The following is a 14,383-nucleotide window of genomic DNA, read 5'->3' on the forward strand; positions in this document are numbered from 1 at the left end:
TTTAATTCGATACTAAAAATAGTAACTCAACATTAACGCGGAAGGATACACTGTAAATCATAATTTGTCATTATATATCTCCTTTACAAACACTTGTTATACTATTTTCTAGGTATTATTTTTAAATTGCGATACAATATAACCCTTAATTATTATTGAGGCTGGCTGTGGTTTTTATCTGCTAAATGAACTATTATTTATCGGATAAAATTAAAATATATATTTTGTAGACGCCTAAGTTTGCTTCTAATACTCAAATATATTTAAACAAGATTAATTCTAGGAAGAGTTTTTATTATGTTCAAAAAAGTTCGCGGCTTGTTTTCAAATGATTTATCGATTGATTTAGGTACAGCCAACACGCTTATTTATGTAAAAGGGCAAGGCATTGTGCTTAACGAACCTTCAGTTGTTGCCATTCGTCAAGATCGCTCAGGAACACCTAAAAGTGTTGCTGCCGTTGGCCATGCTGCGAAACAGATGCTAGGGCGGACACCTGGTAATATTGCAGCTATCAGACCAATGAAAGACGGTGTGATTGCAGACTTTTCCGTCACTGAAAAAATGTTACAGTATTTTATTCGACAAGTTCACAGCCATAGCTTCTTAAGACCAAGCCCTCGTGTATTGGTTTGTGTGCCAGTTGGCGCAACCCAAGTGGAACGTCGTGCTATTCGTGAATCAGCATTAGGTGCTGGTGCTCGTGAAGTTTATTTAATTGAAGAACCAATGGCTGCGGCAATTGGTGCTGATTTACCAGTTTCTGCACCAACTGGCTCAATGGTTGTTGATATCGGTGGCGGTACAACAGAAGTTGCTGTTATTTCATTAAATGGTGTAGTTTATTCCGCTTCTGCGCGCATTGGTGGAGACCGTTTTGATGAAGCAATAATCAATTATGTTCGTCGTAATTATGGTGCATTAATTGGTGAAGCGACCGCAGAAAAAATTAAACACTTCATTGGAAGTGCTTATCCAGGTGATGAAGTCCTTGAAATCGAAGTACGTGGTCGTAACTTAGCTGAAGGTGTGCCACGTAGTTTTACACTAAACTCGAATGAAATCTTAGAAGCATTACAAGAGCCATTAAGTGGTATTGTTAGTGCTGTTAAAGTTGCTCTAGAACAGTGTCCTCCAGAACTAGCTTCTGATATTTCAGAACATGGTATGGTATTGACTGGTGGTGGTGCATTATTACGTAATATTGATAAATTATTATCTGCTGAAACAGGGATTCACGTTGTTGTAGCTGAAGACCCACTTACTTGCGTAGCTCGTGGTGGTGGTAAAGCTCTTGATATGGTAGATATGCATGGTGGTGATCTCTTCAGTGAAGAGTAATAATATTACTAGCAAGTAACGAATATTTCATTTTTTCCGCCGACATTGTCGGCGGAGTCATATCTTAAAATAGTTAAATTCTAGATATATAACAGGTAAATACTGGACAATGAAATTACTTTTTTCTAAACGTTCGCCTCTGAGTGTTCAATTATTTATATCACTGGCACTCGCTTTGACGTTAATAGTGTTAGATATCAATTATCGTCCTTTTAAAGAGGTTCGTTATTATTTAGATACCTTAATTTCGCCACTTTATCATGTTTCAAATGCACCAAAATCATCATTTGATTCGCTGTATGAAATGTCGAAAACACAAGAGACACTAATTAAAGAAAATGCAGAACTGCAAGAAACCTTAATGCAACAAAAAAGTAATCTATTATTGCTTGAACATTTAAAGCATGAAAATGACCGCCTAAGAGGGCTATTAGGTTCACCTTTAAGACATGATGAACATAAAATGGCTGCTCAAGTATTATTAGCTGATACTGATCCTTACGTTTATCAAGTGGTAATTAATAAAGGTAAAAATGACGGTGTATATATAGGTCAGCCGGTAGTAGATGAAAAAGGTATCGTTGGACAAATTTATCAAACCGCTCAATCAACAAGCCGAGCAATCTTAGTTTGTGATTATCAACATGCAATTCCAGTACAAGTATTAAGAAATGATATTTCAATGGTAGCTGTTGGTAATGGATGCAGTAACGATTTAACGCTTGATTTTTTACCTAACAATGTTGATGTCAAAGTTGGTGATGTTTTAGTCACTTCTGGACTTGATGGTCGCTTCCCAGAAGGGTACCCAGTGGCTGTGGTTAGTTCAGTAAAGCTTGATATAAGTGATTCCACCCCCATTATTTCTGCTACGCCAACCGCAGATTTAAAACGTTTACGTTATCTACTGTTATTGTGGGGCGATCAAGGAGTAAAACATGAGGGGTAATAATCGAATTAGTATACTGGTTATTTGGTTAACGTTGCTAATTGGCTTATGTGTACAAATTATACCGTGGTCACCTGAATATAATATGTTTAAGCCACATTTATTAATGTTAATTATGGCCTATTGGTTAATAGCATTACCGCACCGAATTGGTATGGGCATGGCGTTTTTATTAGGTATCATTTTAGATCTATTCTCAGGATCGCTTTTAGGTATTCACGCATTTATTTTTTCATGCGTGGCTTATTTGTTAATGTTTAAATTCCAGTTAATCCGTAATTTAGCTTTATGGCAACAATCAATTATTATTTTTGCCGTTTCGCTTTGTTATAATATATTAGTATTTCTGTTTCAAGTTAGTATTTATCATACCATAACGATTTCACCTTTAATTTTAGTATCTAGTTTTGTTGATGGGGTATTATGGATAGTGATTTATCTATTCTTACGACTAATAAGACGGAACTTTGCTATTAATTAATAAGGGATCATTATGTCTGTCGAATTATTAATGAACGTAACGCCATCAGAAACTCGGGTGGCATATATTGAAGATGGGATATTACAAGAAATCCACGTAGATCGTGAATCACGTCGAGGTATTGTCGGTAATATCTATAAAGGCAAAATCATTCGTATTTTACCGGGTATGCAAGCTGCGTTTGTTGATATCGGTCTTGAAAAAGCAGCTTTTTTGCACGCCTCGGATATCATGCCGCATACCGAATGTGTATCGGACAGTGAACAAGAACAGTTTCAAGTTAAAGATATTTCTGAATTGGTACGTCAAGGCCAAGATTTAATGGTACAAGTTGTTAAAGATCCTTTGGGGACTAAAGGTGCCAGACTTACTACAGATATAACTTTACCTTCGCGTTATTTAGTTTTAATGCCTGGTCCAAACTCTGCTCATGTAGCGACATCGCAACGAATTGAATCGGAAGAAGAGCGTGAAAGGCTAAAAAAAATTGTTGAACAATATGTTACCGATGAAAGTGGTTTTATTGTTAGAACTGCTGCCGAAGGAGCAAATGCTCACGAACTTGAACAAGATGCCAATTTTTTAAAACGTTTATGGGCAAAAATTCAAGAACGAATGGCGCGTCCAATCAGCAAATATTTAGTCTATGGTGAGCTTGCTTTATCTCAGCGAGTATTACGGGATTTTGTTGGCGACCCAATTGAACGAATTTTGGTTGACTCAAAACTTACTTATGATTTGTTGGTTGAGTTTACACAGGAATTTATGCCAGAAGTTACCAACAAATTAACCCATTATCGCGGTAATATCCCTATTTTCGATCTGTATGATATTGAAAACGAAATTCAACGAGCGTTAGACCGTAAAGTCAAATTAAAATCGGGTGGTTATTTAATTATTGATCAAACCGAAGCTATGACGACCATTGATATTAATACTGGTGCATTTGTAGGTCATCGTAATTTAGAAGAAACTATTTTCAACACCAATATCGAAGCAACTATTGCGATTGCGCGTCAATTACGATTACGCAATTTAGGCGGTATTATCATTATCGATTTTATTGATATGCAAGAAGATATTCACCGTGAACGAGTGTTATTATCTTTACAAGACTTTTTAGCTAAAGATCGAGCACGAACATCTGTGAACACTTTCTCTGGTTTGGGGTTAGTTGAAATGACACGTAAGCGGACTCGAGAAAGTATTGGTCATATACTTTGTGAAGAGTGTCCTGCATGTAAAGGTCGAGGGATTGTTAAATCAGTAGAAACGGTTTGTAATGAAATACTCCGTGAAATTGTTCGTATATACAAAGCTCACCGCTCTGAATACTTTTTGGTTTATGCCTCAGCTGCAGTGGCTAATGCATTAACGACGGATGAATCACATGCGCTAGCAGAAGTTGAAGTGTTTGTTGGTAAACGTGTTGAAGTAAAAGTTGAACCACTTTATATTCAAGAACAATATGATGTAGTACTTATGTAATAATAAATTTTACAGTTTTTATATTGATAATCATTAGATTAAGGAATTTATGAACGTAGCCCAAGTGAGTGAACGGTTACTCAATCCAAATAACTTAAATCAGCAAGATATAGTAAATTTGCTTGATATGCTTAGTTCAAGGCAAATTGATTTTGGTGATTTATATTTTTTATCTGGTTATTACGAAAGTTGGTCTCTTGAAGATAGCATTATTAAAAATGCCTCTTTTCATCGCGATCAAGGTGTTGGTGTTAGAGCGATTATTGGTGAAAAAACAGGATTTGCCTATACTGATCAGCTTTCTTTAGCTCGATTAGAGCAAAGTGTATTAGCCGCAAACTCTATTACTAAAAATCAAACACCAATTATGGTTACTCCATTTAAAACGGCTAACAATATCATCAAGTATCCATCGCTTAATCCGATAAATAGCTTTTCGCAAGAGCAAAAAATTGCCTTATTACACCAAGTTGATAAGTTAGCACGTTCAATTGATCCAAGAGTCATTGAAGTTTCAGCAAGCTTAATTGGTAGTTATGAAGACATTTTAATCGCTGGCACTGATGGTACCTTATGTGCAGATGTTAGGCCTTTAGTTCGCTTATCAGTATCCGTCCTTGTCGAACAAGATGGTAAACGTGAACGAGGGAGTAGTGGCGGTGGTGGTCGATTAAGTTATGACTATTTTTTAACGACTAACGCCGAAATAGGTGAAAGTTATGTAGATAGTTATACCCGAAAAGCTGTGCGTCAAGCTTTAGTTTTGCTCTCAGCCAAACCGGCTCCAGCAGGGACTATGCCAGTTGTTTTAGGTGCAGGTTGGCCAGGTGTGTTACTTCACGAAGCAGTAGGACACGGGCTAGAGGGAGACTTTAACCGTAAAAATAGTTCTGTGTTTTCAGGAAAAATTGGCGAACAAGTTACCTCAGAGCTTTGTACTATCGTTGATGATGGAACCATTGAAAATCGTCGAGGTTCACTCTCTATTGATGATGAAGGTACGCCAAGTCAAAAAACGGTATTAATCGAAAACGGTGTTTTAAAAGGCTACATGTTTGATAAGCTTAACGCAAAATTAATGAATTGCCATTCGACTGGCAATGGTCGCCGTGAAGGGTACGCCTGTTTACCAATGCCTAGAATGACCAATACCTATATGCTAGCGGGAACATCGAGTTTTGATGAAATCATCCAAAGTGTAGATTATGGACTATATGCACCTAATTTTGCAGGTGGGCAAGTCGATATAACTTCAGGAAAATTTGTCTTTTCAACTTCAGAAGCCTATTTAATTGAAAAAGGTAAAATTACTACGGCGGTCACAGGTGCAACGCTTATTGGATCAGGTATTGAAACGATGCAACAGATTTCAATGGTAGGCAATGATCTCGAACTTGATCCAGGTGTTGGTGTTTGTGGTAAAGCAGGGCAAAGCGTTCCTGTTGGAGTTGGTCAACCGACTTTAAAAGTGAATAATTTAACCGTAGGTGGTACTATTAACCACTAATAATAATACATTAATGAGAAAATAAGCTAAATGGATACAATCATTACACTATACCAAGCATTTGTTCATATGGATATAAAAACACTCTCAAACCCAGATGTGTTATGGATATTATATGGAATGCTATTTGTCATCATTCTATTAGAAAACGGTGTGTTACCCGCAGCTTTTTTACCGGGTGATAGTTTACTGTTTCTAACTGGCGTATTGATAAGTCTTGATGTTTTTCATTTTGGTCTTATAAACTTAATTCTAATTGCTGGTGCTGCCTTCGGCACATGGCTCGGTTATGCACAAGGCCGGTGGCTGGGTAATACCAAAACTGTACAGAATTGGATGGCACATTTGCCAGAAAAATATCACCATAAATCAGAGGTACTATTCCACAAATATGGCTTACAAGCACTATTTATTGGACGATTTATTGCATTTGTTCGCACATTATTACCAATGATGGCGGGGTTATCAGGTTTGCATAGCCGTAAATTTCATATCTACAATTGGGTAAGTGCAACATTATGGATATTTTTGATTGTTACATTAGGCTATTTATTTGGTTTATCACCAATTTTTAAAACATACGAAAAACAGATTATGTCTTTATTAATGTTAATACCAGTATTTTTATTGGTATTAGGATTAGTATTTTCGATTTGGTTAGCAATAAAGCGTTGGTTAGGTAATAAAAAACAAGCAAAGCAAAACCGTAAAGAATAAAAAGGTGAAATTAACCGATAAGCCGGGTTCTGTCGTGGACAATCATTCCTCTAGGCTAATACTCACGCATTAGCTCAAGCAGTCTACCCGGATTCAACGCGGGCCGCGCCAATGAATCCCTATTTGACCTTGCTCCGAGTGGAGTTTACCGTGCCACAACTGTTACCAGCTGCGCGGTGCGCTCTTACCGCACCCTTTCACCCTTACCTGATCTTATTGCTAAGCCATCGGCGGTATACTCTCTGTTGCACTAGTCGTGAATGCTCGCTCTCGCCAACACCCCCCAGGCGTTACCTGGCACTCTGCCCTATGGAGCCCGGACTTTCCTCCCCTCTGTTTGTCTCCCTTTTGCAAGGGACTACAACAAAGCAGCGATTGTCTGGTTAATTTCGCAAACGAGTATAACGTAATAAAGACTTTTGTCCAGAGCGGAATAAAGTATATGAATGGAATCTAAACAAAATATGAAATGAAAATCTGAGAATAAGGTGATTTAACGGTAAAAACAATCATTAAGCAAATAGATGAAAAAGCACATCTAATTGATGTGCTTAATAATCAAATGATAATTACCACTTCTTCTGTTTATTGTTTTGCGAATAGTTAAACCAAGTTACAACACCTTGGTTTACCACTACTTCTAACGTACCCTCAAGAATGTCGTATTGAGTTTCCCCAAAAATTGCATTTTTGGTTGAACTTTTTTTAAGATATGTATAAGTCCATTTTGATTCGTTAGCATTAATACTAACCTTACTTGCTGGTTGACCAAAAATATGCAGCAGTTGTGCCTCAGTGGTTGAGCCTTCAACAATTTTATCCACCTTCTCATGACTTAGTGGGGTACCTTGTTCTAAATAATTTTTTTGTGAACATGCGGATAATGCTAATACTGAAAATAAAAGCACCAAAATTTTACTAAGATTTTTCATAATAATTGCCTATTAAACTATGATTTATATCAAAAGATGGCTAATCATAGCATAGGATTAATATTGATGAAAATAATCAAGTTAGTTTAAATAAGGAAAATAGATGAATTGAATTGATAAAAGAATAAAGCAAAAACGAACACATGAAAACAAGTGTTTCTATATGTTTCCATATGTTTGTAAAAAAGTGTTAATTAGATTGTTGTCAGTTAATGATTTGAAGATGTATTATCTGAACTTTTTCTCAAAACTCGCTTAATTGGCTGTCTTGTCATTGAATTTATATAACGACTAGGCCAAATTTGCGAGGGTTTTAAATTGAGTGCTTTAGCGATAATTGACTCTCCTTTTGTCCAAGGTCTAACAAGCGCATTGCTAAGTGTTGAAGAACTTAGTCCGGATTGACGAGATAGTTCAGCGAGAGTTGTCCCTTTCTTTTTTAATGCGGCAATAATGTCTGCTTTATGCCAATCATTAGATTTAATCTCCATTTTTTTCTTCCTTCTTAGTTTATAACCTTAAATATCTATGTTATGCTTTCTAGTTATCAAAACCAGTAAGTTTATAATTTAACTTTAAATAACAATGGTAGGTAGTTTCTTAGTATTGTAACAAAGTTTCTTTAATTTCTATAACTTTTTCTTGTTTCTTAAAAATAGGATTATTAGAATGAAAGAGTGGTTCTCACCAAAAGAACTATTAAGTATTGCAGGGATGCCATCAACAACACAAGGTATAAATCGTAAAGCAAGATCTGAAAACTGGACTTCTCGTAAACGTTCAGGTGTTCGTGGTAAAGCTATTGAGTATCACATTAGCAGCTTGTCAATAGAAGTTAAAAAAGCTTTGTATCTTGAGGAAGAGAGTGCAACTTATGTTGTTTCGCCAATTAATCCACTACAACTGTGGATGACAGCATTTGAACAATTATCTGCAGAAGAACAAACGATTGTCAGTTCATGGATAATGCGAAATGGTATCAAAGATTTTGTTTCTTTTATTAACAAACACAAAAAAGATAATTAGTGTTATTGTACAAGCTGAGATATACTTTATCGTCAGAAAATTTTTAGTAGCAATGGAATAATCAATGGAAAATCAGTTTCAATTAACAAATACTAAAGAGATTATTAATTATTTAAACCAGCAGTTTCCTAATTGTTTTACTATTGAAGGGGAAGCAAAGCCTTTAAAAATTGGCATCTTTCAAGATATTATCTCTCGCCTAGAAAATAGTGAATTATTGAGCAAAACCAAACTTCGCATTGCACTTAGAACCTACACCATGGGTTGGCGCTATCTATATTGCATAAAGGAAGGTGCAAATCGCGTTGACTTAGATGGTAACCCAACTGAAGTTATTACCAAAGAACAAATGGAACATGCTCAGCAACAATTAAAAGAAAGCAAGGAGCAAGCTAAGGAAAGGGCAAAACAAAAACGTAAAGCAGCCCCTAAACCTTCTCGAAAACCTAGAGCTTTGAAAATTGGTGATTTTGTTCGAGTCAATGTTGGTCAAAAACCAGTCAAAGGACAGATCATTACTATTGAAAAAGAGCACATCAAAGTCAAAGTAGGAACAGGAATGGAACTAACAGTCAAACCTGAGCATATTATTAATCGATAGAGAATTTATATGAATAAGTTACTGAAAGGTTTTGTTAAATTCGGTCTCATTTTATGTATTATTAGTACAACGGCTCAGGCCAAAACTCCTGCAACGGAACAAATTCCAGTTTTAAAACAAGATGAAGTACATCAAGTTGTCGCCAAACGAGTAACTAATTTCTTTACTCAATCACATTATCGTGATTTTTCCTTAGATGGTGCATTTTCAGCTAAAATTTTCGATCGCTATTTCAAATTATTAGATGGTAATAAAACTATCTTTCTTCAAGATGATGTAAACAAATTCCGTATTTACCAAGAACAATTAGGTCAAGAATTAAGAGATGGCGACCTAAAAACAGCTTACGATATTTACAACCTTTTTTTACAAAAACGCTACAATCGATATCAATATGCGCTTGAAGTATTGCAACGTCCAATGGACTTTAGCGCTAAAGACGAAATTAATTTTAAGCGTGAAGACCTAGCATGGGCAACAAATGAAAAAGAACTTGATGACTATTGGGAAAAACGCGTTAAATATGACGAGCTAAATTTAGCATTAACGGGTAAAAACGAGACTCAGATTCGTGAAGTATTAACTAAACGATATAAACGCGTATTAAAAACTATTGAACAATCTAATAATGAAGATTGTTTCCAAGTCTTTATGAATGCATTTGCACGTGAAATTGACCCTCATACTAGCTATTTAGCGCCGCGCAAAAAACGGGATTTTGATTCTGAAATGAGTTTATCTTTCGAAGGAATAGGTGCCACACTTAGTCAACAAGATGATTATACTGTAATCATGTCATTTGTAACTGGCGGCCCAGCCGAAAAAAGTAAATTATTAACAGTTGGCGATAAAATTATCGGGGTAGGGCAAAGCAATTCTCCTATAGAAGATGTAATCGGTTGGCGTTTAGAGGATATTGTTGACAAAATACGTGGTCCTAAAAACACCATAGTAAAATTAGAAATTTTACCAGCGGGCAACAACAGCAAACCTAAAATCATTGAACTTAAACGTGACAAAATTCATTTTGAAGATCGAGAAGCAAAATTAAAAGTTATCAATAATAGCCGAGGCAAAGTCGGTATTATTGAAATACCAAGCTTCTATATTGGGTTAAGCAAAAAGGTTCAATCATTATTAATGGAAGCTAACAGCGAAAAATTACAAGGCCTAGTTATTGATTTGCGCAATAATGGCGGTGGTTCATTAGCTGAAGTTATTGAGTTAACAGGCTTATTTATTGACAATGGTCCAGTCGTACAAGTGCGTGATAATCTTCAAAAAATCACGACTTATGATGACAAAAATAAAGGTATTGAATACAGTGGTCCAATTGTTGTGATGATTAACCGTTATAGTGCCTCAGCATCAGAAATTTTCTCAGCAGCGATGCAAGATTATGGTCGGGCAGTAATTGTTGGTGAAACCACCTATGGCAAGGGAACAGTACAAACTTCACGAGGTATCTCATACCCAGTTGATGCCCGTTTACACCCAAGCTGGCCTGAACTTGGTGGTGCTCAATATACTGTCCAAAAATTCTATCGTATTAATGGTGGCAGTACCCAATTAAAGGGTGTTGATCCTGATATTGAAATGACCAAAAGCCAATATGTTGATGAAACTGGTGAACGGTTCTTAGATAATGCTATGCCATGGGATAAAATTCCTTCTGCAGACTATTTAACTGTAGCGAATATCAAACCACTATTGGCAAACTTAAAATCGCAACATGAAGCTCGAATTGCGAAAAATCCAGAATTCAACTATATCGAAGAAGATATCAAAGAATTTAATAGCAAAAAAAATGACAATCTCACTGTCTCATTAAATAAAAATGAGCGTGAAACAGAGCAAAAAACTAAAGAAGAGCAAGACCTTAAGCGCATGAATGAACGATTAAGTCGTGCTGGTCTAGCACCAATTACAAATTTAAAAGAACTACCTAAAGATTATAAACAGCCAGATCCATTCTTAGATGAATCGGTAGAGATCTTGTTTGACTTAATACCTAATTATCCAAGTATTGAAGAAAGTAAAAACTTAGGTGGATTTTTATCTTTAGATACACCAATTGAATAGTGTTAAAACAAAAGTAAGGAGAAAAGACTATGTGTACTGACTTAAAATATGCTTTAGTTGCAACCGTATTAATTTTATCCATTATTGCAGCTTTTGGCGTTGTTGTTTGCATGAATTAAGACTTGATTAATTTGGTCCAGATAATTATAGTATGCACCCTGCTTTTTTAAAGCGGGTGCTAAATTAAGGTGAGGTGTCCGAGTGGTTGAAGGAGCACGCCTGGAAAGTGTGTATACGGCAACGTATCAAGGGTTCGAATCCCTTCCTCACCGCCATTAAAATTTATTTAGTCATTGCAGCAAAGAACCCAGAGGTTCTATCTCATTACTGGTGACATATTCGCACAAGGTTAATGACCTGACGAGTAACCTCATCTTCTCCTTGATCTTCCGGAGTTAATATGGAAAATTTACGCACCGTTCAGGATTATATACGCTGGACCACGTCACAACTTAGTCAATCAGATATCTTTCTAGGGCATGGAACAGATAATCCTATAGATGAAGCTAAACAACTTATCTTAGCAACGTTAGGCTTATCATTATTTATTCCCCCTGAGTTTTATGCATCAAATCTAACTAGCGATGAAAAACAACAATTAAATGCGATCATCAATAAGCGAATTACTGATCGCTTACCAACACCTTACTTAACCAATCAAGCATGGTTTTGTGGTCACTGCTTTTATGTTGATGAAAGAGTATTAATACCTCGCTCTCCGATAGGCGAATTGATTAACAATCAATTTAAAGACTTAATTATTAGTCAACCAAAGAAAATCTTAGATCTTTGTACCGGTAGTGGCTGTATTGGGATTGCCTGTGCTTATGCCTTCCCTGAGGCGCAAGTTGATATTACCGATATCTCACTTGAAGCTCTTGATGTTGCTCAAACCAATATTGAAATGCACGATATGCAATATCAAGTCATCCCAATTCTATCTGATCTATTTAATGGATTACCTGATAACAAATATGACTTAATCGTCACTAATCCGCCTTATGTCGATGATGAAGACATGAATGATCTTCCAGATGAATTTTTATATGAACCAAAATTGGCGCTTGAAGCTGGGTTTGATGGGTTAGATTTAGTGAAAAGAATTTTACATGATGCAAGTAACTATTTAACACCAGAAGGCTTATTAATTTGTGAAGTCGGCAACAGCTGGGTATCTTTACAAGAACAGTATCCAGACGTACCATTTAACTGGATAACTTTTGAACATGGTGGACTTGGTGTATTTTCACTGAACTATAATGACCTAAAAGCTTATCAACACTATTTTAAATAAATTAAATATAAAAAAATCGGAATAGAGAACTATGGCAGGAAATTCAATTGGTAAATTATTTAAAGTCACTACCTTTGGTGAATCACATGGCATTGCATTAGGATGCATTGTCGATGGTGTACCACCAGGACTGAGTTTAAACGAATCCGATATGCAACATGACCTTGATCGTCGTCGCCCAGGATCATCTCGCTACACAACTCAGCGACGCGAAGCGGATCAAGTAAAAATTCTTTCAGGTGTATTTGAAGGGGTAACTACAGGAACCAGCATTGGATTACTTATTGAAAATACTGACCAACGTTCGCAAGATTATAGCAAAATAAAAGATATCTTCAGACCTAGTCATGCTGACTACACCTACCAAAAAAAATACGGAATTCGTGATTATCGTGGTGGCGGTCGATCATCAGCTCGTGAAACCGCCATGCGAGTTGCTGCAGGTGCTATTGCTAAAAAATATTTACATGAAAAACTGGGTATCACTATTCGCGGCTATCTAGCTCAAATGGGTGATATCGAGTGCCAACTAAAAGATTGGCAACAAGTAGACCAAAATCCTTTCTTTTGCGCTGATGAAAGCAAATTGGAAGCTCTTGATGAATTACTAAGAAAACTAAAAAAAGAGGGTGATTCTATCGGTGCTAAAGTTTGTATAGTGGCTGAGCATGTGCCAGTAGGGTTAGGAGAACCAGTCTTTGACAAACTCGACGCCGATCTTGCCCATGCCCTAATGAGCATCAATGCCGTCAAAGGCGTTGAAATAGGCGACGGATTTGCTACTGTCAACAAACGCGGAAGTGAAAATCGTGATGAAATTACCCCTGAAGGCTTTTTATCTAATCACGCTGGCGGTATTTTAGGCGGTATTAGCTCCGGGCAAACCATTTTGGCAAGTATTGCTTTAAAACCTACGCCAAGTATTGAAATTGCCGGGCAGTCGATTAATGTTTATGGTGATAGCGTTGAAGTATCGACGCATGGCCGACATGATCCTTGTGTGGGTATCCGAGCAGTACCAATTGCTGAAGCAATGGTTGCAATTGTTTTAATGGATCATTATCTTCGACACCTTGCACAATGTAGTGATGTAAAATAATCATGAGTTACGAATTACTGGCTTTACTTTTTTTTATAGCTATGTTGGCTGGTTTTATTGATTCTATCGCTGGTGGCGGTGGGCTATTAACGGTACCGGCTCTTTTGGCGGTAGGCTTACCGCCAGCCAGCGCTTTAGCCACCAATAAATTACAAAGTACTGGGGGATCTTTCTCTGCCAGCCTTTACTTTATTCGTGAACGCATGGTTGATTTAAAACAGCAAAAATTCGCAATTACCTGTGCCTTTATTGGCTCGGCGCTTGGCACATTATCCGTCATGCATATACAAGCTGACTTCTTAAAATTACTCTTACCGATCTTAACTATTAGTGTCGGGCTCTATTTTTTACTCTCCCCGACCATTGGTGAAAATGACCGTAAAAGTCGCCTAACCATAATCCAATTCGCCTTATTACCAGCATTAGCTATCGGATTTTATGACGGTTTTTTTGGGCCCGGAGCTGGCTCATTTTACGCACTCGCCTATATCACCCTTGCCGGTTTTAATTTAACCAAAGCCACTGCACATACCAAAGTACTCAATTTTACCTCTAACTTAGCGGGCTTAATCTTTTTTATTGTTGGTGGAGAAGTGGTATGGTCAATTGGTCTTGTTATGCTTGTTGGTCAATTTATTGGCGCAAGATTAGGGGCAAAAATGGTTATCGCTAAAGGGCGAAAATTGATAAGGCCAATGCTTATTACCGTTTCCACTATTATGAGTATCAAACTCATCTATGAAAACTTCTTCTCTTAGAGAATAAAAAGATACTTACGATTAATCACAAAACCCCGCTCCTGAAAATTTTTTGAGGAGCGGGGTTTTTGCGCTTTAAAATGCTCTGATTTTAATGGCTGGAATTGT

The 14,383-nt window shown here is 36.8% G+C and carries 15 protein-coding genes, 1 tRNA gene and 1 other RNA gene; 14 read left to right on the forward strand and 3 right to left on the reverse strand.

Going from position 1 to position 14,383, the window contains the following annotated elements; all coding sequences use genetic code 11:
• Positions 1–297: 297 nt before the first annotated feature.
• The 6 genes from J3U00_RS00895 to J3U00_RS00920 all read left to right on the forward strand — a co-directional run bounded on the left by J3U00_RS00895 (position 298) and on the right by J3U00_RS00920 (position 6,483).
• A complete protein-coding gene (locus tag J3U00_RS00895) occupies positions 298–1,341 on the forward strand; it encodes a rod shape-determining protein (protein ID WP_065562215.1) in 1,044 nt (347 codons plus the stop codon).
• Between the two features lie 109 nt (positions 1,342–1,450).
• Entirely contained in the window at positions 1,451–2,290 is an 840-nt protein-coding gene (gene mreC, locus J3U00_RS00900; protein ID WP_065562214.1) for a rod shape-determining protein MreC, read from the forward strand.
• On the forward strand, positions 2,280–2,771 hold the full coding sequence (gene mreD, locus J3U00_RS00905) for a rod shape-determining protein MreD (RefSeq protein ID WP_220225053.1): 492 nt from the start codon (positions 2,280–2,282) through the stop codon (positions 2,769–2,771). Before mreC ends, mreD begins: the two co-directional genes overlap by 11 nt.
• 12 nt (positions 2,772–2,783) lie before the next feature.
• Positions 2,784–4,259, forward strand: coding sequence for a ribonuclease G (gene rng, locus J3U00_RS00910; protein WP_065562212.1), 1,476 nt, complete (start codon positions 2,784–2,786; stop codon positions 4,257–4,259).
• Between the two features lie 49 nt (positions 4,260–4,308).
• Complete coding sequence (tldD, locus tag J3U00_RS00915) at positions 4,309–5,766, forward strand: metalloprotease TldD (RefSeq protein WP_267331229.1); 1,458 nt, start codon at positions 4,309–4,311, stop codon at positions 5,764–5,766.
• 30 nt (positions 5,767–5,796) lie between these two features.
• Positions 5,797–6,483: a DedA family protein gene (locus J3U00_RS00920; protein WP_220225051.1), complete on the forward strand. Its 687-nt coding sequence runs from the start codon at positions 5,797–5,799 to the stop codon at positions 6,481–6,483.
• Positions 6,484–6,485: 2 nt separating this feature from the next.
• Here J3U00_RS00920 and rnpB read toward each other — a convergent pair.
• From rnpB to J3U00_RS00935, 3 genes are all read right to left on the reverse strand, one after another.
• Positions 6,486–6,874, reverse strand: an RNA gene (gene rnpB, locus J3U00_RS00925) — RNase P RNA component class A.
• Between the two features lie 178 nt (positions 6,875–7,052).
• A complete protein-coding gene (gene bamE, locus J3U00_RS00930; RefSeq protein WP_065562209.1) occupies positions 7,053–7,415 on the reverse strand; it encodes an outer membrane protein assembly factor BamE domain-containing protein in 363 nt (120 codons plus the stop codon).
• A gap of 209 nt (positions 7,416–7,624) precedes the next feature.
• Positions 7,625–7,906, reverse strand: coding sequence for a helix-turn-helix domain-containing protein (locus J3U00_RS00935; protein WP_065562208.1), 282 nt, complete (start codon positions 7,904–7,906; stop codon positions 7,625–7,627).
• Positions 7,907–8,084: 178 nt separating this feature from the next.
• Here J3U00_RS00935 and J3U00_RS00940 point away from each other — a divergent pair, with 178 nt between their 5' ends.
• From J3U00_RS00940 to J3U00_RS00975, 8 genes are all read left to right on the forward strand, one after another.
• Entirely contained in the window at positions 8,085–8,441 is a 357-nt protein-coding gene (locus J3U00_RS00940; protein ID WP_065562207.1) for a DNA-binding protein, read from the forward strand.
• A 64-nt stretch (positions 8,442–8,505) separates the two neighbouring features.
• Positions 8,506–9,042 (forward strand): RNA chaperone ProQ, encoded by a 537-nt coding sequence (gene proQ / locus J3U00_RS00945; RefSeq protein WP_220225050.1) that lies wholly within the window; start codon positions 8,506–8,508, stop codon positions 9,040–9,042.
• Between the two features lie 9 nt (positions 9,043–9,051).
• Positions 9,052–11,124 (forward strand): carboxy terminal-processing peptidase, encoded by a 2,073-nt coding sequence (gene prc, locus J3U00_RS00950; protein ID WP_267331230.1) that lies wholly within the window; start codon positions 9,052–9,054, stop codon positions 11,122–11,124.
• A gap of 29 nt (positions 11,125–11,153) precedes the next feature.
• Entirely contained in the window at positions 11,154–11,243 is a 90-nt protein-coding gene (locus J3U00_RS00955) for a YnhF family membrane protein (protein WP_141673908.1), read from the forward strand.
• Positions 11,244–11,311: 68 nt separating this feature from the next.
• Positions 11,312–11,399: transfer RNA gene (locus J3U00_RS00960), tRNA-Ser, on the forward strand.
• Positions 11,400–11,524: 125 nt separating this feature from the next.
• Positions 11,525–12,418, forward strand: a complete 894-nt coding sequence (prmB, locus tag J3U00_RS00965) for a 50S ribosomal protein L3 N(5)-glutamine methyltransferase (RefSeq protein WP_267331231.1) — start codon at positions 11,525–11,527, stop codon at positions 12,416–12,418.
• Positions 12,419–12,449: 31 nt separating this feature from the next.
• On the forward strand, positions 12,450–13,517 hold the full coding sequence (aroC, locus tag J3U00_RS00970) for a chorismate synthase (protein WP_267331232.1): 1,068 nt from the start codon (positions 12,450–12,452) through the stop codon (positions 13,515–13,517).
• 2 nt (positions 13,518–13,519) lie between these two features.
• Positions 13,520–14,275 carry a TSUP family transporter gene (locus J3U00_RS00975; protein WP_220217878.1) on the forward strand — a complete coding sequence of 252 codons (756 nt, stop codon included), beginning with the start codon at positions 13,520–13,522 and terminating at the stop codon, positions 14,273–14,275.
• Positions 14,276–14,383 lie beyond the last annotated feature (108 nt).

The sequence above is a fragment of the Gilliamella sp. B3127 genome, assembly GCF_026536935.1.
Classification (GTDB): Bacteria; Pseudomonadota; Gammaproteobacteria; order Enterobacterales; family Orbaceae; genus Gilliamella; species Gilliamella apicola_E.